Source organism: Burkholderia sp. E168m15 (genome assembly GCF_016586105.1).
Classification (GTDB): Bacteria; Pseudomonadota; Gammaproteobacteria; order Burkholderiales; family Burkholderiaceae; genus Burkholderia; species Burkholderia orbicola.
Map to the genome: position 1 here is coordinate 18,138 of NZ_BCPO01000119.1, position 22,367 is coordinate 40,504.

The following is a 22,367-nucleotide window of genomic DNA, read 5'->3' on the forward strand; positions in this document are numbered from 1 at the left end:
GGGGAGACCTGCTGATATTGCGTTGGAGGGGAAGGCCTTGCCGGCACTCCGGGGCTATTCCAGGCACTGCTTTGAGCGGGATTCTAATCTCAATGAGGTGGAACGTCAAATGTCTTATGTCTTATATAAGACTTGGCGGTGCGAAAGACGGGAGGCGCGGCTGCATGGCGGAGTCGGCCTTGTCGGGCGGGGTCCTGCGGGCGGATGCGGGGTGGCGGTTCAGGTCGTCGGTGTCGCACATATCTGTACAAGCCTGCAGGAAACGGTACACACGGCGCGCATTCGGACGGCTACGCTGCCTGCACGCAGCTTGCAATCGGGTTTCGGAACGGGGGCGGGGGCACGCGCGCGCCTGCCGATCCGGCCCGAGTGGCGGCGATTCCCTTGACTTCGGCGATTCACGACATGCGCTCCAGAGACGCGATTTTCCTGATGGTGGCGCTCGTCGCGTCAGTGGCCGTTCACGCGGCCACGACCGGCGACGCAGCGCGCGACGCGGCCAGCCGGCCGGTCGCGCTGGTCTATCGCGGTCCGGCCGCGTGCGACGGGTGCCCCGAAACCATCGCTGCCCGCCTGCGGGAGTCGGACTACCGGTTCCGGGTGATCTACGTGGGGCCGGCGGAACCGCTCAAGATCACGCCCGCGGCGCTGGCCGGTGCGGCGCTCTATGTGCAGCCGGGCGGCGGCCAGGACATTCCAGGCGCGGCAGCCAGCATCGGCCGACATGCAATCAGGGCCGTGCGCCAGTACGTCGCGAACGGCGGCCGATACCTGGGGCTCTGCATGGGCGCGTACCTGGCCGGCGCGCAGGGTTTCGGGCTGGTTGCCGGCGATATCGACTCCGAGGTCGACCGGCCGGGTTCGACGCTGCACGGCATCGCCGACACGGTGACGCCGGTCGTCTGGCGCGGGAAAAAGCGTTGGATCTACTACCAGGACGGCGCGAGGCTGCCGGTCGCGCCGCTCGGCTCCGGCGGGATCGTGCTGGCGATCTACCCGAACAAGGACATCGCGGCCGCCACGTACCGCTATGGCAAAGGGCGTGTCGGCCTTGCCGGCCCGCATCCCGAAGCCGATGAAAGCTGGTATCGCGAGAATGGGCTCAAGAACCCGGACGGCGTGGCGCCGGACATGGCCTACGACCTGATCAACGCGACGATGAAGCCGTAGCGAAGCGGCCGTGGCGCGCGGCTTATTTTCGTTTGGCTCGGTATGCGTCGAGGTTTTTCCGTGCCTGCGCGCGGATCGCGCGCTGCATGAAGGGCGTCCAGCCGAGCAGCGCGCCTTTCATCCCGAGCGCCTGACGCGCCCAGCGCCACAGGTCGAAATGGTCGCGATGCTCGACGATGCGTCCGTCGCGAAACCGGAAGCGGGCGTCGATCCGGTTGACCACCCTTCGTCCGGTCGCGGCGAACCGGTATTGCGCGCTCCACTTCGCGCGCCCGGCCTGGTCGTCCGCGGCGACTTCGCCGAACGTCAGCGAGAACTCCTGGGCCCGCGCGACCAGCATTCGCCACATGTCGCGCGCGAGTTCGCCGCGCAGCTCGCCGAACGCGGGATCGCTGAACACGATGTCGTCGGCGTAGCACGCGAGCATCGCGTCGATGTCGCGCTGCTGGAAGGCCGTGTAGAAGCGCTGGATCAACTCGGTGTTCGAATGGGGCATGTTGGGCGTAACGGGCAGGGAGGGCGGACGGTGACGTCCGTCGAAATGTCGATCGGGGCAGTGGCGGCGGGCAGCGCGAACCGGTGCCCGCACCCGTGACTTCGGGCGTGGCTGGCTCGCCGCCGGATGATGATACGCGTCAGCGCGCCGCCATCGCGACGTCCTGATTGCCGCGGCCCGTCACCAGACAGCCCGACATGAAGGCCTCGCTCTGGCTGCCGGCGGCGGCTTCGCCGAAGCCGCGACCGAGCGCGTCGGCCTTCACCTGCGCGGCGCCTTGCTCGCACGCGAGCGGGCTGGCGTCGCGGCCCTGCGCGTGCAGGATCGCGCGATCGCCGATGAGATACGCCAGCAGGGCAAAAACAGCGATATGGACGGCTCGTCTCATGGTTCGTCTCCTCGTCGCCCAAGCGTACGCGGACACGTTCGGCGAAGCACTTGGGGCTTCCCCCGGTAAACGTCTGCTGAAAGCGGTGGCGGAGCAGGGCGATCCCGTCCTGTTTTTACTTCGCCGTTCGACGGGCGGGCAATGCGCGGGAGTTTGACGAATGTCAGGGTGCGGGCAGGCGGCGGCGGTCACGCGACCGTTCAAGGCGATAGCATGAATGCATGATTTGACGGAACGCGACGCGAGGTCGATGCGTCAGGTCCGGCAAGCACGCAGGTGTTGAATATCGCTGTCGAAATAGTGAGGAATCCAAATGTTGAACGTCTCTTCCGTGCTGATCAGTCTTGCCCCGATGTGGGCCATCCTGCTGCTGGCGTCTTCGGCGGCCGCCTATTTCGTGTTCTGGCGCAAGGCCATCGACTGAGCGTCGCGCGACAGCGTGCGCACCATGCGCACGCACGACCCGCCGCTCCCGTTATTGCACCGCCGTCACCGGTACGTTCGAAATCCGCACCAGCCGGGCCATCACGCTGCGCCGGAACACCGCCATCAACGTATGCAGCGGATCATGCCGCGGCGCGACCACCACGATTTCGTCGCAGCCGGTTTCGGTTGCCACGGCCGCGATCATGTCGGCCACCGGGCCGACCTTCATCACGACGGTGTATTGGACGCCGGCCTCCTTCAGAATCCGCTCCGCCATCGCCAGATCACCGGCCGCGAATTTTTCTTCGATCGCACGCAACCGCGACAGCGGGTGCCAGGCCTCGAGCCGCGTCGATTCGAGCGGCGCCTGTACGTTGATCAGCACGACCTCCGACGCGCAGCGCTCGCGATACAGAAACGTCGCATGGCGAACCACCTGAAGCGAGCGCGGCGAATGACCGACCGGAACCAGCAGCTTGAGCATGGACGATGAACCCGGAAACGAAGTGCTTCCAGCGTAGCGGGCGGCCGCGCGAAACGATCTAAAGAGATCGGCTGGCCGCATAAAAATGTCGTCAACACGCGCGGTCCCGTGGTGCGCCGATTAAAAATATAAGAAATTTAAGTTTATGCGCATAAACGATTTCATCCAGCGTGACGGTCTGGGCAGTTCGGCATGGGGCGCCCGGATTTAGTCGGATCTTCAATGAATCGCGACCGAAAATATCGGAGGTCGAGTATCCGGCGTCACGTAGAGTAGAGCATCGGCCGCGGCGCGGCGGCCTCCCGGCGGGCAGGGGAGCGAGCGCCGTCAAGCGGCCCGCCATTCCGACTCCAGGAGACCCCGCATGCCGCACGGCGCCCCGCAGTTTCTCGCTCCCGCTTCCATTTCCGTCGATCCGATCGTGCGCCTGTCGGCCGGCGAACTCTCGTCGGCGATCCGCACCAAGGCGGTTTCGTGCGTCGAGACGATGCGTGCGTATCTCGATCACATCGAGCGCGTGAACGGCGCGGTCAACGCGATCGTCGCGCTGCGCGACCGCGATGCGCTGCTGGCGGAAGCCGCGGAAAAGGACGCGGAGCTGGCGCGTGGCGAATACCGCGGGTGGCTGCACGGGATGCCGCAGGCGCCGAAGGATCTGGCGATGACGAAGGGGCTGCGCACGACCTACGGCTCGCCGATCTTCCGCGAGAACGTGCCGCAGGCCGATTCCGTCGGCGTCGCGCGGATGCGCGCGGCCGGCGCGATCTTCATCGGCAAGACCAATACACCCGAGTTCGGGCTCGGTTCGCACACGTTCAACGAGGTCTACGGCGCGACGCGCAACCCGTACGACCTGACGAAGAGCGCGGGCGGCAGCAGCGGCGGCACGGCGGCGGCGCTCGCGTCGCGGATGCTGCCGGTGGCGGACGGCAGCGATTTCGGCGGGTCGCTGCGCAATCCGGCCGCGTTCTGCAACATCGTCGGCTTCCGTCCGTCGCAGGGCCGCGTGCCGCGCTGGCCGGGCGTCGACGTGTTCGTGCAGCAGCTCGGCATCGAAGGGCCGATGGGCCGCACCGTCGGCGACGTCGCGCAACTGCTCGCGATCCAGGCCGGCTACGACCGCAACGATCCGCTGTCGCTCGCGGAAGATCCGGCGGTGTTCGCGCAGCCGCTCGACGCGGAGCTGCGTGGCAAGCGCATCGCGTGGGTCGGCGACTGGAACGGCTATCTCGCGACCGAGGCCGGCGTGCTCGCGCAGTGCGAGCACGGTCTGGCGACGCTGCGCGAGATCGGCTGCGACGTCGATGCCGCGCTGCCGGCGTTCGCGCCCGCCCGGATCTGGCGTTTGTGGCTCACGCACCGGCACCTGCTGTCGGGCGGCGGGCTGCTCGCGCACTATCGCGACCCGGCGCGCCGCGCGTTGCTGAAGCCCGAGGCGATCTACGAGGTCGAAGGGCTGCTCGCGCTGCAGGGCGCGGTGGTGTTCGATGCGAGCGTCGAGCGGACCGCATGGCATCAGGCGGTGCTGAGCTTCTTCGACCGCTACGACTTCATCGCGGCGCCGACCGCGCAGGTGTTCCCGTTCGACGTCGAGCAGCGCTGGCCGAAGGAGATCGCGGGCCGCGCGATGGACACGTACCACCGCTGGATGGAAACGGTCGTGCCGTGGACGCTGGCCGGCTGCCCGGTGATCAACGTGCCGGTCGGCTTCAACGACGCAGGGTTGCCGATGGGGATGCAACTGATCGGGCGCCCGCGCGCCGATCTCGCCGTGCTGCAGCTCGCGCACGGTTACGAGCAGGCGGCCGACTGGGTGGCGCGGCGCGTGCCGGCGTGGATGGCGGCGTGATGGCGCGGCCGGCAGGCGGGTGGTAAACGGTAGCCGCCGGTAGTCGGTAGCCGGCAGCCGGGCGACGAAACGGGCGGCGACGGCTGCCCGTTTCGTTTTGCATCGCTCGACGCGAAGCGCGCCGGCGGATGCGTTTCATCGCGTCGCGGGCGCGGGCCGCAGCCGGCGCCCATTGATGCAACCCGAGAAAGAATCGCGATGCGTGCCCGACATCGCGCGGCAAACGTGCGCGAATCTGCGCGACGGGGTGCGTCGGTCGCCGAATTGCAAGCAGCGGCGCGGCCTGATTTCGTTTCGATGTGTTTCAGTCGTTGCGGCGGCGCGCGACGCGCTTCGACAATATCGCCTCAACACAATTCGGGCACGAGGGAAACACATGAAGCACATTCGCGCGACGGGCCGGCATCTGGCCTCGGCAGGCATCGCGTTCGGCCTCCTGGTGAGCGGTGCCGCGCACGCGCAGCTCGACCTGCAGTCGATCGGCGCGTCGCTGCTCGGCGGCGGGCAGCAGCAGGCGGCGCCTGCGCAGGGCGGTGTCGCGCAGTTGCTGCAGGCCTATGTCGGTGCGAACCAGCAGGTGCTGAACGGCCAGTCGTCGCTCGCGTCGGCGATGGGGCTGACCGGGGCGGCCGGGCAGGCGCAACAGGCCGCGAGCCAGTTGTCCGGCGGCGATGCGCTGTCGCCGGCCACGCTGTCGCAGATGGGCGGCGCGCAGCAATCGGTGTCGCAGGCGCTCGGCCAGGCGTTCGCGAGCGGCGGCGCCACGCACGGCCCGATCGACAAGCAGGCGTTCAGCAACGGCCTCGCGTCGCTCGGCCAGGGGCTCACGCAGTATTCGCAACTGCAGTCGGGGCTCGGTAGTCTCGGCTCGACGAGCGCCGCGTCGCTGCTGCAATCGGGCCTGAATCCGCAGAGCATGCAGGCCGCGTCGTATATCGCGCAAAGCGCGCCGGGCCAGTTGCAGTCGCTTGCCGCGACGCTCGGCCAGGCCGTACAGTTCGCGACGAGTCAGGGCATTTCGGTGCCGCCGGTAGCGTCGTCCGCGCTGAAGCTGCTGCCGTAACGTAGTGCCGGTGCCGGTGCCGGTGCCGGTGCAAGCGCGATGCGCGGCCGGCATCGCGCGCGCCGGCTACGCACAATAGTCCCGCACACCATGGGGATTTCGCGCGATGCTATCGTGGCGTGTTCCCTTATCGGTGCCGGTTCATGACTGACTCGTTCGATCTCTCGCGCTATTTCTCCCGCATCGGCTACGACGGCCCGGCCGAGCCGACGCTCGACGTGCTGCGCCGGCTGCATCTGCTGCACCCGCAGGCGATTCCGTTCGAAAACCTCAATCCGCTGACCGGCGCGCGCGTCGCGCTCGACCTGCCCGCGCTCGTCGACAAGGTGATCGAACGCCGCCGCGGCGGCTATTGCTTCGAACTCAACAAGCTGTTCTACACCGCGCTCACGACGATCGGCTTTCGCGTGACGCCGCTGATCGCGCGCGTGCGCTGGATGCGGCCGCCCGAGATCGTCACCGCGCAGACGCACATGCTGCTGCGCATCGACCTCGACGGCGCGGCGTGGCTCGCGGACATCGGCTTCGGCAGCGCGACGCTGACCGCGCCGCTGCGCTTCGTGCCGGGCGAGCGGCAACTGACGCCGCACGGCGCGTTTCGCGTGATCGACGCGCCGGTCGACGGCGAATTCGACATGCAGTTCGAGATTCCCGACGGCTGGCAGACGACCTACCGCTTCTCGCTGAAGCCGGCCGAATGGATCGATTACGACGCCGCGAACTGGTTCACGTCGACGTATCCCGAATCGATCTTCGTGAACGACCTGATCGCGTGCCGCGTGCTGCCGGACGGCCGCGCGGCGCTGCTCAACACCGTGCTGACGCTGCGCGACGCGGCCGGGGCCGGGCGCACGGTCACGTTCGACAACGCAGCCGACTGGGCCGCGTGCCTGCGCGACACGATCGGCATCAATACAGCGGGATTCGATCTCGACGCGCTGTTCGAGCGGCTCGCGGCGCACGCCGCAAAGTAACGCGGACGCACGACCTCCGACGGCGGCCCCTGTACCCATGCCGCCATCGTTCTCGATTGACTTTTGCTAGATTGCTAGCATACTAGTACCCATGACCGACGAAGAAGTGAAGCAATTCAACGTGTACCTGCCGCTCGGCCTGATCCGGCAGGTCAAGCATCGCGCCATCGAAACGGAGCAATCGCTGTCCGCGCTGGTGGCCGACGCGTTGCGCGCGTATCTGGCCGCGCCGCCGCCCGGCGCGGGACCGTCCAATCAGGAGGAGTGAGCATGTCATCCGAACGAATCGAAGCCGTGTATTTGACCACGCACAACTGGGGCAAGTCGGCGAAGTTCTTTCAGGCACTGGGTTTCAAGCTGGAATTCGAAACCGATCACCACTCGGGCCAGTTGCGCAGCGGCGACGGTCCGTTCCTGTTCATCGCGGAAGTGCCGCCGAGCGAACCGCCCGACATGCAGGTCGTGCTCAAGGTAGCCGACGAGCAGGCGGTGCAGCCCCAGCCGATCGTCGACGTCGTCACGCCGTTCGAGGACACGCACTGGGGCACGCGCGACATGACCGTGCGCGATCCGGACGGCCGCGTGTGGCGCCTGCAGGCGCCGGGCAAGCAGGGCGCGTGAGGTCGACATGACGGATAACCGCGAAGACGATGCGCCCGACAGCACGGCCGCACGCGTCGCGCTGTGGCGCGCGTTGCACGTCGAGCTCGACGCCCCACCGCATGTGCTCACGGACGAAATCGGGCTGCAATTGCTCGCACCCGAACCCGGCTGGCAGCAGCGCGGCGACATGGACCCGCAGTTTACTCGGCCGTTTCGCGCGTCGATCGTCGCGCGGGCGCGCTTCATCGAGGATCTCGTGACCGAGCACGCCGCGCGCGGCGTGCGCCAGTACGTGATCCTGGGCGCAGGGCTAGACAGCTTCGTGCAGCGCCGGCCGGAGATGGCATCGCGCGTGACCGTGTTCGAAGTCGACCAGCCGGCGCCGCAGCGCTGGAAACAACGCCGCCTGGTCGAACTCGGCTACGGCGTGCCCGACTGGCTGCGTTTCGTGCCGGTCGATTTCGAGGCGAAGCAGTCGTGGCGCGACGCGCTCGTCGGTGCGGGCTTCGATGCCGGCCAGCCGGCGGTCGTGGTGTCCACCGGCGTCAGCATGTACCTGACGCGCGAAGCGAATGCGGCCGCGCTGCGCGAAGTGGCGTCGCTCGCGCCGGGGTCGACGTTCGCGATGACGTTCCTGCTGCCGCTCGAGAACGCGGCGCTGGACGTGCGCCCGGGGCTGGAAATGGCCGCGAAGGGCGCGCGGGCGAGCGGCACGCCGTTCATCAGCTTCTTCATGCCGGACCAGATTCAGGCGCTCGCTCGGGAGGCCGGTTTTGCGAAGGCCGAACACGTGTCGGCCGCCGAGCTGACGCGCCGTTATTTCGCCGATCGCACGGACGGCCTGCGGCCGCCGAGCCGCGCGGAAGAGTTGCTGGTCGCGACGGTTTGACCCGTCGCATCCGTCACGCGCGTCACGCCCGTTCGAGCACGGCCATTTCCCGCACGACCACGAGCAGCACCGCGAGGCTCGCGCCGCCGGATGCGCGCAGATCCGCGAGCAGGTGCTCGTAGCGCGCGAGCGCGGCCTCGCGGCGCGCGCGCCATGCGCCGACGATCGTGTCCGGCGTGGTCGAATCCGGCGATTCCGCGAGCGCGCTGGTCGCGAGCGTGCGCTTGAGCCGCGCGACTTCCGCGAGTGCGGCGGCGCGCGCGAGCATGTCCCAGTGCGTCGGCGTCGGCAGGTTCGCCGCGCGTTCGCCGATCCAGCCGTAATTGAGCAGCGTGCCGAGCGAGAAATAGACGCCCGCGACGAGTTCGAGGCTGCGGTTGCAGGTCGCCGCCACTTCGGCGATGTCGAGCAGCGCGGCCGAGATGTCGCCGCTCGCGACGCGTACCGCGAGCGCGCTGTCGACGCCCGCGTCGACCAGCACGCGCTGCCGCTCGGACAGCGCTTCCAGATCGTCGCCCGGCAGCAACGACGGCAGTTGCGGCGCGATCCGCTGCACCGCGTCGCGGCAACGCGCGATCAATCCGGCAACGCCGCCGTCGGCCACCGCGCCCGACTGCAGATGCCGCAGGAACCACAGCGCCGCGCGCTCCAGCAGCCGCGCGACGTCGACGAACATGCGCGCCTGCACGTCGTCGGCGACGCGGTTGTCGAGCGCATCGATATCGCGCCACACCGCATCGAGGTCGAATACGTCGCGCGCCATGATGCAGGCGCGCACGATGTCGCCCGGCTTCGCGTCGGTTTCCTCCATCAGCCGGTGCACGAATGCGCAGCCGACGCGGTTCACGAGCGCGTTGGTCAGGTGCGTCGCGAGAATCTCGCGGCGCAGCGGATGGCGGCGCATCGGCTCGCTGAAGCGCTGTTGCAGCGGCTTCGGGAAGTAGTCGACGAGCATCGCGGCGACGAGCGGGTCCTCGGGCACGTCGGATTCGAGCAGCGCATCGTAGAGCCACATCTTGCTGTACGCGAGCAGCACCGCACGCTCCGGCGACGTGAGGCCGAGCTTCGCGGCCTGCCGCTCGGCGACTTCGTCGTCGGTCGGCAGGAATTCGATCACGCGGTTCAGGCGGCCCGCGCGTTCGAGCCAGCGCATCAGCCGCGCCTCGGCGTCGAGCAGCTCGACCGCATAGCGGCCCGCGATCGACAGCGCCTGCGTCTGGTAGTAGTTGTCGCGCAGCACGAGCAAGCCGACTTCGTCGGTCATTTCCGCGAGCAGCGCGTTGCGCTGCTTCTCGGTCATTTCGCCGTCGGAGACGACAAGCCCGAGCAGGATCTTGATGTTGACTTCGTGATCCGAACAATCGACGCCGGCCGAGTTGTCGATCGCATCGGTATTGATGCGGCCGCCGCGCTGCGCGAACTCGATGCGACCGAACTGCGTGCAGCCGAGATTGCCGCCTTCGCCGACGACCTTGCAGCGCAGGTCCGCGCCATTCACGCGCACCGCGTCGTTCGCGCGGTCGCCGACCTGCGCGTGGGTTTCGCGCGCCGCCTTCACGTAGGTGCCGATGCCGCCGTTGTACAGCAGGTCGACCGGCGCCTGCAGGATCGCGCGGATCAGCTCGGTCGGCGGCAGCGCGTGCGCGTCGATGCCGAGCGCGGCCTGTACCGCCGGCGACAGCGGGATCGTCTTCGCGGTGCGCGGATACACGCCGCCGCCCGCCGAGATCACCGACGTATCGTAGTCGGCCCAGCTCGAGCGTTCGAGCGCGAACATGCGCTGGCGCTCCGCGAAGCTCGTCGCCGGGTCGGGGTTCGGGTCGAGGAACACGTGCCGGTGATCGAACGCGGCGACGAGCCGGATATGCGGCGACAGCAGCATCCCGTTGCCGAACACGTCGCCCGACATGTCGCCGACGCCGACCACGGTGAAGTCGGTCGCCTGCGTGTCGATGCCCATTTCGCGGAAGTGCCGCTTCACCGATTCCCATGCACCGCGCGCGGTGATCGCCATCTTCTTGTGGTCGTAGCCGACCGAGCCGCCGGACGCGAACGCGTCGTCGAGCCAGAAGCCGTATTCGTGCGAGATCGCGTTCGCGTAGTCGGAGAAGGTGGCCGTGCCCTTGTCGGCGGCGACGACGAGATACGGATCGTCGGGGTCGTGGCGCACCACGTCGGGCGGCGGCACGATCGCGTTGCCGGCGAGGTTGTCGGTGAGGTCGAGCAGCCCGCGCAGGAACGTCTGGTAGCACGCGATGCCTTCGCGCATCCACGCTTCGCGATCGCTCTGCGGCGGCGGGTTCTTCACGACGAAGCCGCCTTTCGAGCCGACCGGCACGATCACGACGTTCTTCACCATCTGCGCCTTCATCAGCCCGAGCACCTCGGTGCGGAAATCCTCGCGGCGATCCGACCAGCGCAGGCCGCCGCGTGCGACGCGCCCGCCGCGCAGGTGCACGCCCTCGACCCGCGGCGAGTACACCCAGATCTCGAACATCGGCTTCGGTTCGGGCAGGCCGGGCACCTTCGCCGGGTTGAACTTGAACGACAGGTACGGTTTCGGCTCGCCGTTCGCGTCGGCGAGGAAGTAGTTCGTGCGCTCGGTCGCGTTGATCACGCCGAGGAACTGGCGCAGGATGCGGTCCTCGTCGAGGTTCGGCACCTGGTCGAGCGCGCCTTCGATCGCCTTCAGCAGCCGTTCGGCCTGCACGTCGCGCGTGTCGCCGATGCGCGGGTCGAAGCGCAGCAGGAACAGTTCGACGAGTTGGCGCGCGATCGCCGGATTGCCGGTCAGCGCGCGTTCGATATATGCGTCGCTGAAGGTCGAGCCGACCTGCCGCAGGTATTTCGCATACGCGCGCAGGATCGTCACTTCGCGTGCGCTCAGGTGGGCGCGCAGCACGAGGCGGTTGAAGTCGTCGTTCTCGATCCGGCCGCTCCAGATCCGGTCGAATGCATCCTCGAACAGGCCTTTCACGCGCTCGATGTCGAACTCGGTATCGTCCGCGAGCTCGAGGCCGAAATCGTGTATCCACGCATGCGCGCCATCCTGCGTCTGGATCCGGTATGGCCGCTCCTCGTCGACGCGCACGCCGAGATGTTCGAGCATCGGCAGGCTGCGCGACAGCGCGATCGGGTCGCCCGCGCGATAGACCTTGAAGCGGAACGCGCGCGGCCCGGCCTCGATCGGCCGGTACAGGTTCATCGCGAGCTGGCCCGAGTCCTTCACGCGCTCGATCAGCTCGATGTCGCGCACGGCCGTGCGCGCCGGATAGTCGTCGCGATAGCCGGCCGGGAACGACTCGGCATAGCGTTGCAGCAGACGGTTGCCTTGTTCTTCGCCGAATGCGTCGAGCAGCGCGTCGGCGAGATCGTCCTGCCAGCGGCGCGTGACTTGCACGAGCCGCGTTTCGAGTTCGCGCGTGTCGACGTCGGGCATCGTGCCCGGTTCCGCATGCACGACGAAATGAATCCGCGCGATCGCCGATTCCGACAGCAGCGGCGTGAATTCGACGTTCACGCCGTTGTACGCGTCGACCAGCAGCTTCGCGATGCGGCGGCGCAGGTCGGTGTTGTACTTGTCGCGCGGCACGAACACGAGACACGACACGAAGCGGTCGAACCGGTCGCGCCGCACGAACAGGCGCGTGCGCTGGTGTTCCTGCAGGCGCAGGATGCCGAGCGCGATGTCGTAGAGCTGGTCTTCGTCGGCCTGGAACAGTTCGTCGCGCGGATAGGTTTCGAGCACCGTCACGAGCGACTTGCCGAGATGCCCCTTCGGCAAAAAGCCCGCGCGCCGCACGATGTTCGCGCACTTGCGGCGCACGATCGGGATCTCGGCGCTCGACACCATGTATGCGGTCGATGTGTAGAGCCCGATGAAGCGGCGCTCGCCGGTGACCTTGCCGTCGGCGCCGACGAGTTTCACGCCGACGTAGTCGAGATAGCCGGGCCGGTGCACCGTCGCGCGCGAATTCGCCTTGGTCAGGAAGATCGGCCACGCGCCGGTGATGATGTCGGCGGCGGCCTGCGGCAGCGGCGTGACGTCGGGCGCGTCGGACGTGCGCAGCGATTCGCGCAGGATGCCGAAGCCCGAGCCCTCGATGCCGCGCAGGCCGAAGCCCGTGCCGTCCGACACGAGCGCGTAGTCGCGCTGGCCGAGGAACGTGAAGTGATCGGCGGCCATCCATTCGAGGAATGCGCGCGCCTCGATGTCCTCCGCGGTCGCTTCGCGCGCCTTCATCTCCTTGATCGTCGCGCGGGCGATGTCGACGATCTTCGGCCAGTCCTCCACCGACGCGCGCACGTCGCCGAGCACGCGTGCGATGTCCTCGCGCAGCGTGTCGAGCAGCGCGGCGTCGCCGCAGCGGTCGACTTCGAAATGGATGAACGACGCGAGTTGCGACTGGCCGTCGCTCGAGGTCGCGCCGCCCGCGTCGACCCGCTCGATGCCGCCGCCGGCGCCGCGCCAGATGCGGAACACCGGATGCAGCGCCGAATGCAGCGCGAGCCCGAGACGGTTGACGGCCATCGTCACCGAGTCGACCAGGAACGGCATGTCGTCGTTGACGATCTCGATCACCGTGTGATCGGAATGCCAGCCGTGCTGTTCGAGGATCGGGTTGTACACGCGCAGGCGTTCGCTGCCGGGCACGAATTTCTGGGCGGTCTGCCAGTGCGCCATCGCGGCGCCGTACAGGTCGGCGATGCTGCGATTCTGCAGATCGTCGGCGTCGACGAAATCGTAGTAGTGACGCAGGAAGGGTTCGACGATCCGGAACGTGGCTTCGGGCAGGCGGGCGCGCGCGAATTCGACGACATCGGAGAGCAGGTGTGCGACGACTTCCTCGTTCTTCGCTTCCATGGCGGTCTCCGTCGGGTGGCCATTGGCTGCTGCGTCTGTCCGGCATTATGCGCCGATTGCGTGACAAAGCGATGTGCGGGTGCACAAGGGCGGTGGGTGTGAGGCGGGCATCTGCAGCGCCCGGACGCTGCAGATGTGGGTCAAGTCAACTCCGGCGGCTTCAGGTCGGGATGTCGCATGTAGAGCGGGTTCATGAAGTCGAGTAGCATCGTGTTCAATAGCGAGGAAACGAAGTCGCGATAGGCGATGAATTCTGAATCCGGGCACGACGCCTTGACTGTCAGCAGAGAGCGATCGAGATCGGCCCCCATTTGTAGGATCATATCGTTCAGGGCGTGCGCGACTTGCTTGTCCGTGATCATGGGGTTCACCTTGTTAGCATCCGGCTAGTGCGTTGCAACTGTTGACGCAGTTCCGTGGATACGGATTTGCAGGCGCCGGGATTCGCGAAGGAAATCAACGAAAAAAGCAGGGCGGCGGAGTAACCTTTGAGTGTTCTGATTTTCACGGTGTCTACTTGCAGTAATGAGTTGCGTATCGGCATGAATTTGCGTGCCGGAGTTCATTGCTGGCGATGACACCGATGAAGGTGAGTGGCTGGCTATTGTGATAAATGCGATTATTTTTAAACTAATTGAAAATAGTTGTTAATTAAAATGCAGTGATGAAATTGTCTGTGTGATGATAAAAATAGTAGTTGTCGATGTTGATGTCAATGACAATATATTGGGATAACTAACGAATGTGAGCACCTGAGAGCGAGGTGCCGCGTCCTCGTGGTGCGGACGCAGGCCTTTTACGGGGTGTTGTCAGCCCTCGTCGCTCCACAGCTTGCCGGCGGTCGCCCAGTTTTCCTTCTTCACGTCGGTGAGGATGATGTCGACCGAGCCCGGCGCGCAGCCGAGCGTTTCGCACGTGACGCGTGTGATTGCTTCGACGAATGCGCGCTTCTGCTCGACGGTGCGGCCTTCGAATAGCTGGATATTGAAAGTCGGCATGGCATGAGGCTCCGGTTGGAATGGATTGAACGATTGACGGTGAACGATGCGGTCGGGTGCGGAGGCAACGTCAGTCGCGATACGACGGATCGATCCGGTCGAGCCGGCGCAGCAGCGCCGGCCATTCCAGTTCGCCTTCGATTGCGCCGCCGTCGAGCAGTTGTTCCGCGGTGCGCTCGGCGATGGCCGGCGCCGGCAGCACGAGCGGTCCGCCGCCGGCCTGCGCGCGCACCTGGATGTCGCACGCCTTGATCAGCGTATCCATCAGCACATAGGCTTCGGCGACGGTCCGGCCGACCGTCAGCGTGCCGTGGTTGCGCAGCAGCAGCGCGGATTTCGCGCCGAGGCTCGCGGTCAGCCGCGCGCCCTCGGCCGGCGAGAACGCGAGCGCTTCGTAGTCGTGGTACGCGAGGTCGCCATGAAAGCGCAGCGCATGCTGCGACGCCGGCAGCAGCCCGTCGCGCTGGATCGACACGGCGATGCCGGCCGTATTGTGCAGGTGCATCACGCAGACCGCGTCGGCGCGTGCGGCGTGCACGGCCGCATGCAGTGCGAAGCCGGTCACGTTGACCGCGTGCTCGCTGGCGCCGATCCGGTTGCCGGCCAGGTCGATCTTCACGAGGTTCGACGCGCGAACCTCGTCGAACGTGAGGCCGAACGGATTGATCAGGAAGTGGCCGGGTTCGCCCGGCACGGTCGCGGACAAATGCGTGTAGATCAGGTCGTCCCAGCCGTTCAGCGCGACGAGCCGGTACGCGGCCGCGAGGTCGACCCGCAGCTTGCGTTCGGCGTCCGAGATCGGGCCGCCGGGCTTCACGGCATCAGGACGGTATGCGAATGACATCGGGTTCTCCGAGGGTGAAGCGGCGCGCGACGGCTACGGTCGCCCACGACGCGAGCGCGAACGGGGCCGTGAACACGGGGATGTCCGCACACATCGCGAGCCACTGGAGCAGCGCGGCGAGGGCGGCGGCCGCGAGCGCCGCACGCGGGCCGCGCGGCATCAGCGCGAGCGCGGCGAGCGCACCGTTGAAACCGAGCAGGCCGTCGGCGAATGCGCCGCCGCTCGCGCCGAGCGCGACCAGCAGCACGGTCGAAACGAGCGCGCCGCCAAGCGCGAACACGGCCGCGCGGCGCGACGCGACGGCGAGGCCGGCGACGACCAGCGCGCCGGCCCACGCGCCGTGCGCGAAGGTGGTTTGAGCGACGCCCGACAACAGCGCGGCGGCAGCGGAATCGAACGTCAGCAGCGCGTCGGCGCTCGCGCCGTCCGCATGCTGCAATGCGACAAACGGCAGCCACAGCGCGGTGACGGCCAGGCACGGGCTCGAATACGGGCACTGACGCCAGCGGGCGAGCGGCTTGCGCATCGCGCGTTGCACGAGCGCCGCGCCGATCGCGACCAAGGGTATCAGCGCGACGGCGGCGAGTGGATGGGGCGCGAACAGCACGGCGATCAGCGCGGCCAGCGCGCCGTTGAAGCCGTGCAGCCCCTGTTCGACGTCGCGGCGTTCGGCGCCCATCAGCACGGCCGTCATGCTGGCGGCGGCCGAGCCGACCAGCGCCGCGCACGCGAGCCGCAGGTCGGTCAGTGCCAGCGCGACGAGCAGCAGCGCGCCGGTGAGCGCATTCGCCTGTAGCACGACCTGCCCGATGCCGCGCAGCAGGATGCGCAGGTCGATCGACGGCGAGGCGGGGCGGGCGGTAGGCATGATGGCAGCGGAACAGGATGAGCCGCGAGCATAGGACACTCCGCGATGCACCGGAATAGGGAATTCTGGATAGTCAGGATTTGAGGTCGATGCCCTGAAACGGGGCGTCGAGAGGTGCGGGGCGCGTACTTGGAGGTGTTTTGTTGGCATTTTCGCGAGATTCCGGCGATTCGATATCAAACTTGCGCCATCGCTATTGTTTTCGCGTGCCCGCTGGGCTGCCGCCAAGGGGGGGCCAATGCGCGTCAGTTTCAACGCTCTAGCGACCGGGCCGCCGAGCTGGACTCGATCGACGGTGACATTCCGGATAGCGATGATTTATGTGACGATGCCCCGACACGGGATACCAAGGAGGTGGAACGATGCGTGAGGTGCGGTGGGCGTCGCTCGAAGGCGACGGGGTCGAACATCTGACGTTCGACCGCAGTGGCGGCGCGATCGTCGTCGAAAGCGCCGTGGTCGGCCAGCGGTACGGCCGCGCGTACGGGCTTGCGTATCGCGTCGAGTGCGATTCGCAGTGGCGGGTGAAGTACGCGGTGCTCAAGGTGATGGGCGGCGGCACGCTCGAGCTGCACGGCGACGGGGCCGGGCACTGGCGCGACGGTTCAGGCCGCGAACTGTACGAGCTCGCCGGCTGCATCGACATCGACATCGCGGCGACGCCGTTTACGAATTCGCTGCCGATCGGCCGCCTCGAGCTCGCGCGCGGCGAGCGGCGGCCGATCGACGTCGCGTACATCTCGACGCCCGACCTGACGGTCACGCCGGTCAAGCAGGCTTATGCGTGCATCGAACCGGGCCGCCGCTACCGCTACGAAGGGATCTTCCGGAATTTCACCGCGGAAATGGACATCGACAACGACGGGCTCGTGATCGACTACGAAACGCTGTTCAAGCGCCTGCCGCCGCTGCGCTGAACTGCGGCGCCCGTTTGCGCGGCCGGCGCCGCCGCCGGTACTGCCGCGACCGCGGGCCGTTCATGCGCGGACGCGAACCGGTCGATCCGCGACGCGATCAGGTCGGGATGGCGCAGCACGATCCAGTGCGTGCCATCGATTTCCTCGCGCACGTGGTCACCGAGCCAGCGGTCGAGGTCGACCGACATCTCGGGGGTCACGTAGCGGTCGCGTACCGGGACGAGGATCTGCACCGGCGCCTGCGCGTACCGTTCACGCGGCTTGCGGGCCCGCGCGAGAAAGTTCGCACGGTACATCTGCATCCCGTTCAACGCGTTCTTCAGTTGCACGGGATCGCGCTCGGCCCGCACGCGTTCGGTGAGCTGGAGCCAGCGCGGCCACAGCGCGGCCCCGCCGAGCCGCCATACCAGCGACGGCACGACCGGCAGATGGAAGAACCCGATGTACCACGACTTCAGGCTCTGCTTGAGCCGCAGCTTCGCGCGGAACACGTGATCGAGGCACGGGCCCGAGATCGACGTGTACGACGCGATGCGGCCGCGCAACGCCGGGTCGGTCACGGCCTCCCAGCACTGGATCGAGCCCCAGTCGTGGCCGACGAGATGGAACGGCCGGCCGCCGCAGGTCGCGTCGGCGACTGCCTTCAGGTCGCCGGCGAGCCGCTCGAGCGTGTAGTCGGCGCGGCGGCGCGGCGCATCGGATGCGCCGGCGCCGCGCACGTCGTACGCGATCACGCGGTAGCGCTTCGCGAGCCGCGCGCGGATCGGCGCCCACACGGCCGCCGAGTCGGGATAGCCGTGCACGAGGATCAGCGGCGGCGCGCGGCGCGACCCGCTTACGTAGACGGCGAGTTTCACGTCGCCGGACTGGACGGTCAGCATCTCGTGAGCGCGCGCCATCGCGTCATGCCTGCGCGACCGAATGCAGCGGCACGCGGCGCGGGGCGGCTTGCGCCGCATAGCGCGCGTTGGTCGCGTCGATGTTCTCGAGCAGCGTGTCGAGCTCCTGCAGGTATTGATGGTTGTCGTGATCCCACGGGTGGAAGCCCGGACGGAAGTAGTCGAGCCATTCGCGCGCGATGCTCGGGAACACGCCGTTCTTCGGACTGTACAGATACTTCACGAGGCGCCACATGCCGCCGAACTTGCCGTGTTCTCGACGGTGCGCGCGCATCAGCCGCACGTGGAAGTCGAACACGATGGCCCAGAAGAATACGGTCGTCGTCAGCATCGTGCCGGTGCGCAGCAGGTAGCTGCCGAGGCCCGGCTTCATCACGGTGCGCCACACGTCGTAGGACACCGCCTTGTGCTCGGTTTCCTCCATCGCATGCCACATCCACATCTGCTGGTAGCCCTCGACCGAGCCGTCGATCCGGTGTTCGTGGCCCGACAGCAACTGGTTCGCGAGGATCGCCGTGTAGTGCTCGAGCGCGATCGTGATCGCCAGCTGCATCGAGTGCGGCAGCACCTTCTTGAACCAGCCGAGGATCGTCCACAGGCGCTTGTCGAGCTTGTGCGCGGGCAGGCCGGACGCCTGCAGCAGGTCGTTGTACTCGATGTGCTCGCGCGTGTGCATCGCTTCCTGGCCGATGAAGCCGATCACCTGCTTCTTCAGCTCGGGGTCCTCGATCCGGTCGCGGTAGTTGCGCACCGAATCCATGAAGAAGCGTTCGCCGGCCGGGAACAGCAGCGACAGCGCATTCATGAAGTGCGTGACCGGCACGCCCTGCACGTGCCAGTCCTTCGCGCGTTCGGGGGGCAGCGCGAAACGGATGTCGCGCCGCACGGGCATCATGTTCGGTGTCATCATGATTGTTCTCCCTGATTGCCTGCATTGTTGTAGGTGGCGTGCACCGGGGCCGGCGCCGGCGTGCCGCGTGCGGCACGGCGGGCCTTCGCGGCCTCGCGGCGGGTCGCGAGCACGACGAGCGCCTGGTAGGCGGCCGGCAGGATGCGGGCCATCCAGTCCGCGCCCTTCGCGTCGCGGCCGATCAGCACGCGGCGCTTGTTCTTGCGCACGCCGGCGAGGATCGTGCGCGCGGCGTCGTCGGCGGTCGTGATGAAGAACTTCTCGAAGCTGTCCTTGCCTTGCTGTTCGCTCTCGACGATGAAGCCGACCATGTTCTTCGCGACGCGGCTCGACTGCGCGATGTTCGTGCGGATGCCGCCCGGATGCACGCAGGTGGCCGACACGCCGCACTTCATCATGTCGAGTTCCTGGCGCAGCGATTCGGTGAAGCCGCGCACCGCGAACTTGGTCGCGTTGTAGCCGCTCATGCCCGGCTGCGCGAAGATCCCGAAGATGCTCGACGTGTTGATCACGTGGCCGTCGCCCGATGCCTTCAGGTGCGGCAGGAACGCCTTCGTGCCGTGCACGACGCCCCAGAAGTTGATGTTCACGATCCACTCGAGATCGCTGTATTCCATGCCTTCGATCGTGCTCGACAGCGCGACGCCCGCATTGTTGAAGATCAGGTTGACCTTGCCGTGCTCTTTCGCGGTGTCGTCGGCCCACGCGAACATCGCGTCGCGATCGCCGACGTCGAGGACGCGCGTCGACACGCGCACGTTCGGCGCGATCGCGCGGACGATCCGTTCGGTTTCGGCGAGGCCGACGCCGTTCTTGTCGGCGAGCGACACGTGGCAGCCGGCCTGCGCGAGCTGGATCGCGAGCGCGCGGCCCATGCCCGAGCCGGCACCCGTGATCGCGGCGACCTTGTTGGCGAAATCTCTCATGTCGTGGCTCCTTGTCTGACTCAGGCCGCTTCGGCGGACGTGGAAGCGGAAGCGGCTGGCGCGGCGGCGGGCCGCGCGGTCGTGTCGTGCGGTGCGCGATACGCGTGGTAATCGGCGATCGAGAAGTGCGCGGTGGCCTGGCGGAAGCGCCAGGTGAAGCCCGGCCACAACGTCGTGTTCTTGCCGGTGCGCGGGTCGAGGTACCAGCTCTTGCAGCCGCCCGTCGACCAGATCGCCTTCTTCAGCTTGCCTTGCAGGTCGCTGTTGAACTGCGCCTCGACGAGCGGGCGCACCTCGATCGCCTCCGCGCGCTCGCGGCGCATCGCCTGCAGCGCGCCGAGGATGTATTCGATCTGCGACTCGATCATGAACACCATCGAGTTGTGGCCGAGGCCCGTGTTCGGGCCGACGATCATGAAGAAGTTCGGGTAGCCGGGCAGCGTCGTGCCGAGATACGCGTGCGCGCCGTCGCGCCACGCGTCGACGATATCGAGGCCGCCGCGGCCGATGATCGCGCCGCGCGGATACGGGTCGGCCACCTGGAAGCCGGTGCCGTAGATCAGGCAGTCGACTTCATGGCGCTTACCGTCGGTCGTCACGACCGCGTCGGCTTCGATATGGTCGATGCCGGTCGTGATCACGTCGACGTTCTTGCGCGACAGCGCCGGGTAGTAGTCGTTGGAGATCAGCACGCGCTTGCAGCCGAGCGTGTAGTTCGGCGTGACCACCTTGCGCAGCTCCGGATCGGGAATCTGCTTGCGGATGTGGCGCAGCGCGAGCTTCTGCACGTTCTTCATCAGCGACGGATGGATCGCGAAGCCGAGCACGCGCGATTCGAGCATCCAGTAGATGCCGCTGCGCACGAGCTTCTGCGTGAACGGCAGCGTGCGGAACAGCCATTTCTCGAAGCCGCTCAGGTTACGGTCGGGCTTCGGCATGATCCACGGCGGCGTGCGCTGGAACAGTGCGAGTTCCTTCACGCGCGGCGCGATCTGCGGCACGAACTGGATCGCGCTCGCGCCAGTGCCGATCACCGCGACGCGCTTGCCTTCGAGCGGGTAGTCGTGATCCCACTGCTGTGAATGGAACGCACGGCCCTGGAAGTTTTCGACACCGGGAATCGCCGGCAGCGCGGCGCGCGACAGGCCGCCCATCCCCGACACCAGCACGCGCGCGGACAGCCGCTTGCCGTTCGCGAACGTGAGGCGCCAGCGTTGCGCGGCTTCGTCGTATTCGGCGCGCTGCAATTCGTGATTCAGCCGCAGGTGCGGGCCGACGCCGAAGCGCTGCACGCAGTCTTCGAGATACGCGCGGATCTCCGGCTGCGGCGCGAACATGCGCGTCCAGCGCGGGTTCGGCGCGAACGAGAACGAATAGACGTGCGATTGCACGTCGCATGCACACCCGGGGTAATGGTTGTCGCGCCACGTGCCGCCGACCGACGCGGCCTTCTCGAGGACGACGAAGTCGGTCACGCCCGTCTGTTTCAGGCGGATCGCCATCCCGAGGCCGGCGAAGCCGGTGCCGATGATGGCGATGTCGATGGTTTCGTCCAGGCCGTCATGGCCGGGTGGACCGAAAGGCAACGTGCGAGCATTCATCCGGGTGTCTCCGATTTGGCTCATTTTTGAATGTTACATTGTTTGATGTAACGATAGTGGGTGAACCCGGAAACCGCAAGAGGCTAGAAGCGGCGCTCTAAGGGCCGGAAGCCAGGCGGGAAAAGGCTGAGCGGGGTTTGGAACGGAGCAGTTTCCGCAATGCGGGATGGCCGGAAAAGGCCGTCGGCAGGGCGAGACGGGGAAGAAACGGGACCGCCGGCGCGCGACGGTCCGTTTGAAACGGTATCAGGGACGGATCGATCGGGCGGCCGTCTCATGGAAAACCCCGGCCACGATCGTGACCTGCGCGAGCGCATAGAGGCCCCAGATCAGATAGTCGATGCCCGGAAAGCCGTCAAGGAAGCGGCCGACGCCGATCAGCGTGTCGGAGCCGACGAAGATCAGGCTGCCGACGGCGACCAGCGGGCCGCGCGTGCGGGCGGCGAGCGCGAAGCTCGCCATCACGCACAGCACGAGCATGTAGACGGCGACCGGCGCCAGCAGCTCGCCGAGGTGCGGGAAGAACGCCGCGTAGAACGCCGGCGCGGCGATCCATAGCCCGACGAGCGCAACGATGCGCCAGCCGTGCGGCCGCGCGCGCCACCGGAAGAAGATCGCGCAATAACACAGGTGCGTGAGCAGGAACGCGCCGAGGCCGAGGACGAACGACAGCGGCCAGTCGGGCAGCGCGAGCAGTACGTCGCCGAGCACGGCGGTCGCGAGCGCCGCGCACAGCCACGCGCGTTCGCGCGGCGCGCCGCAGGTGCTGCCCGCCGCGAGCAGCAGGATGCCCATCGCGGCTTTCGCGGCGGCCTGGCCCGGATAGGGTGCGGCGGCGAGCGACAGTCCGTACAGCAACGCCGCGGCGATGGCGAGCGGCCAGAGCCGGCGATAGGTGGCGGGAAGCGTGGCGATCAAGGCGGGTGTCTCCGGTTTGTCTTCGTCTGCAGCGGACGGCGCGCCGTCGAGGGCGCGGCTGCCGGCCATTATCCGGAAGAACGAAGGCGCGAAAACCGGTGAATCCTTCTAGGAAACGACGGCGACGAGCCGCGATGCCGCCGCTGGTTTTTCCGCGCGTTGCCCCGGCTGAACCGGGGCAACGGCTGCGATTCGGCTTGCTATGATCGCCGCGGTATTGCCGTTGTCGATGCCCCGCCTGGCCGCGCGACCGGATGCGCGAGCCGGGGCGTGCCGATGA

The 22,367-nt window shown here is 67.3% G+C and carries 21 protein-coding genes; 8 read left to right on the forward strand and 13 right to left on the reverse strand.

Annotated features, from left to right (window positions below):
• The first annotated feature begins 369 nt into the window (after positions 1 to 369).
• Positions 370 to 1,170: a BPL-N domain-containing protein gene (locus tag JMF86_RS19015; protein WP_236593020.1), complete on the forward strand. Its 801-nt coding sequence runs from the start codon at positions 370 to 372 to the stop codon at positions 1,168 to 1,170.
• A gap of 22 nt (positions 1,171 to 1,192) precedes the next feature.
• Here the strand turns inward: JMF86_RS19015 and JMF86_RS19020 are convergent, their stop codons facing one another.
• The 3 genes from JMF86_RS19020 to JMF86_RS19030 all read right to left on the reverse strand — a co-directional run bounded on the left by JMF86_RS19020 (position 1,193) and on the right by JMF86_RS19030 (position 2,964).
• Positions 1,193 to 1,666: a nuclear transport factor 2 family protein gene (locus tag JMF86_RS19020; RefSeq protein WP_011547438.1), complete on the reverse strand. Its 474-nt coding sequence runs from the start codon at positions 1,664 to 1,666 to the stop codon at positions 1,193 to 1,195.
• Positions 1,667 to 1,805: 139 nt separating this feature from the next.
• A complete protein-coding gene (locus JMF86_RS19025) occupies positions 1,806 to 2,054 on the reverse strand; it encodes a hypothetical protein (protein WP_006478739.1) in 249 nt (82 codons plus the stop codon).
• Positions 2,055 to 2,529: 475 nt separating this feature from the next.
• A complete protein-coding gene (locus JMF86_RS19030; protein WP_011694775.1) occupies positions 2,530 to 2,964 on the reverse strand; it encodes a universal stress protein in 435 nt (144 codons plus the stop codon).
• 364 nt (positions 2,965 to 3,328) lie between these two features.
• Between JMF86_RS19030 and JMF86_RS19035 the strand changes: the two genes are divergently transcribed.
• The 6 genes from JMF86_RS19035 (at position 3,329) to JMF86_RS19060 (ending at position 8,342) form a co-directional block, all read left to right on the forward strand.
• Entirely contained in the window at positions 3,329 to 4,813 is a 1,485-nt protein-coding gene (locus JMF86_RS19035; RefSeq protein ID WP_011547441.1) for an amidase, read from the forward strand.
• Between the two features lie 376 nt (positions 4,814 to 5,189).
• Positions 5,190 to 5,876, forward strand: coding sequence for a hypothetical protein (locus JMF86_RS19040; RefSeq protein ID WP_011547442.1), 687 nt, complete (start codon positions 5,190 to 5,192; stop codon positions 5,874 to 5,876).
• 143 nt (positions 5,877 to 6,019) lie between these two features.
• Positions 6,020 to 6,850, forward strand: coding sequence for an arylamine N-acetyltransferase (locus tag JMF86_RS19045; protein ID WP_011547443.1), 831 nt, complete (start codon positions 6,020 to 6,022; stop codon positions 6,848 to 6,850).
• 91 nt (positions 6,851 to 6,941) lie between these two features.
• Positions 6,942 to 7,118 carry a ribbon-helix-helix domain-containing protein gene (locus JMF86_RS19050; RefSeq protein ID WP_006478745.1) on the forward strand — a complete coding sequence of 59 codons (177 nt, stop codon included), beginning with the start codon at positions 6,942 to 6,944 and terminating at the stop codon, positions 7,116 to 7,118.
• A 2-nt stretch (positions 7,119 to 7,120) separates the two neighbouring features.
• Positions 7,121 to 7,471, forward strand: coding sequence for a glyoxalase/bleomycin resistance/extradiol dioxygenase family protein (locus tag JMF86_RS19055; protein WP_011547444.1), 351 nt, complete (start codon positions 7,121 to 7,123; stop codon positions 7,469 to 7,471).
• Between the two features lie 7 nt (positions 7,472 to 7,478).
• Positions 7,479 to 8,342 carry a class I SAM-dependent methyltransferase gene (locus JMF86_RS19060; RefSeq protein WP_011547445.1) on the forward strand — a complete coding sequence of 288 codons (864 nt, stop codon included), beginning with the start codon at positions 7,479 to 7,481 and terminating at the stop codon, positions 8,340 to 8,342.
• A gap of 22 nt (positions 8,343 to 8,364) precedes the next feature.
• Here the strand turns inward: JMF86_RS19060 and JMF86_RS19065 are convergent, their stop codons facing one another.
• The 5 genes from JMF86_RS19065 to JMF86_RS19085 all read right to left on the reverse strand — a co-directional run bounded on the left by JMF86_RS19065 (position 8,365) and on the right by JMF86_RS19085 (position 15,916).
• Positions 8,365 to 13,206, reverse strand: a complete 4,842-nt coding sequence (locus JMF86_RS19065; RefSeq protein ID WP_011547446.1) for an NAD-glutamate dehydrogenase — start codon at positions 13,204 to 13,206, stop codon at positions 8,365 to 8,367.
• 140 nt (positions 13,207 to 13,346) lie between these two features.
• A complete protein-coding gene (locus JMF86_RS19070) occupies positions 13,347 to 13,568 on the reverse strand; it encodes a hypothetical protein (protein WP_012339784.1) in 222 nt (73 codons plus the stop codon).
• A 447-nt stretch (positions 13,569 to 14,015) separates the two neighbouring features.
• The gene (locus JMF86_RS19075) at positions 14,016 to 14,204 is read right to left on the reverse strand and encodes a 4-oxalocrotonate tautomerase (RefSeq protein ID WP_011547447.1); all 189 of its coding nucleotides are present in this window, start codon (positions 14,202 to 14,204) and stop codon (positions 14,016 to 14,018) included.
• A gap of 70 nt (positions 14,205 to 14,274) precedes the next feature.
• A complete protein-coding gene (locus tag JMF86_RS19080) occupies positions 14,275 to 15,048 on the reverse strand; it encodes a class II aldolase/adducin family protein (RefSeq protein ID WP_011547448.1) in 774 nt (257 codons plus the stop codon).
• Positions 15,026 to 15,916 carry an urea transporter gene (locus JMF86_RS19085; RefSeq protein ID WP_011547449.1) on the reverse strand — a complete coding sequence of 297 codons (891 nt, stop codon included), beginning with the start codon at positions 15,914 to 15,916 and terminating at the stop codon, positions 15,026 to 15,028. The genes JMF86_RS19080 and JMF86_RS19085 overlap by 23 nt, the downstream gene beginning before the upstream one ends.
• A gap of 362 nt (positions 15,917 to 16,278) precedes the next feature.
• Between JMF86_RS19085 and JMF86_RS19090 the strand changes: the two genes are divergently transcribed.
• Positions 16,279 to 16,833, forward strand: a complete 555-nt coding sequence (locus tag JMF86_RS19090; RefSeq protein ID WP_011547450.1) for a putative glycolipid-binding domain-containing protein — start codon at positions 16,279 to 16,281, stop codon at positions 16,831 to 16,833.
• On the opposite strand, the gene JMF86_RS19095 is transcribed toward JMF86_RS19090, so the two are convergent.
• From JMF86_RS19095 to JMF86_RS19115, 5 genes are all read right to left on the reverse strand, one after another.
• Entirely contained in the window at positions 16,794 to 17,732 is a 939-nt protein-coding gene (locus tag JMF86_RS19095) for an alpha/beta fold hydrolase (RefSeq protein ID WP_011547451.1), read from the reverse strand. The genes JMF86_RS19090 and JMF86_RS19095 overlap by 40 nt on opposite strands.
• Positions 17,733 to 17,736: 4 nt before the next feature.
• The gene (locus JMF86_RS19100; RefSeq protein WP_011547452.1) at positions 17,737 to 18,642 is read right to left on the reverse strand and encodes a metal-dependent hydrolase; all 906 of its coding nucleotides are present in this window, start codon (positions 18,640 to 18,642) and stop codon (positions 17,737 to 17,739) included.
• The gene (locus JMF86_RS19105; protein ID WP_011694774.1) at positions 18,639 to 19,568 is read right to left on the reverse strand and encodes an SDR family oxidoreductase; all 930 of its coding nucleotides are present in this window, start codon (positions 19,566 to 19,568) and stop codon (positions 18,639 to 18,641) included. Before JMF86_RS19105 ends, JMF86_RS19100 begins: the two co-directional genes overlap by 4 nt.
• 20 nt (positions 19,569 to 19,588) lie before the next feature.
• Complete coding sequence (locus JMF86_RS19110) at positions 19,589 to 21,169, reverse strand: NAD(P)/FAD-dependent oxidoreductase (protein ID WP_011547454.1); 1,581 nt, start codon at positions 21,167 to 21,169, stop codon at positions 19,589 to 19,591.
• 246 nt (positions 21,170 to 21,415) lie between these two features.
• The gene (locus JMF86_RS19115; protein WP_041489474.1) at positions 21,416 to 22,087 is read right to left on the reverse strand and encodes a lysoplasmalogenase; all 672 of its coding nucleotides are present in this window, start codon (positions 22,085 to 22,087) and stop codon (positions 21,416 to 21,418) included.
• Between the last annotated feature and the right edge of the window lie 280 nt (positions 22,088 to 22,367).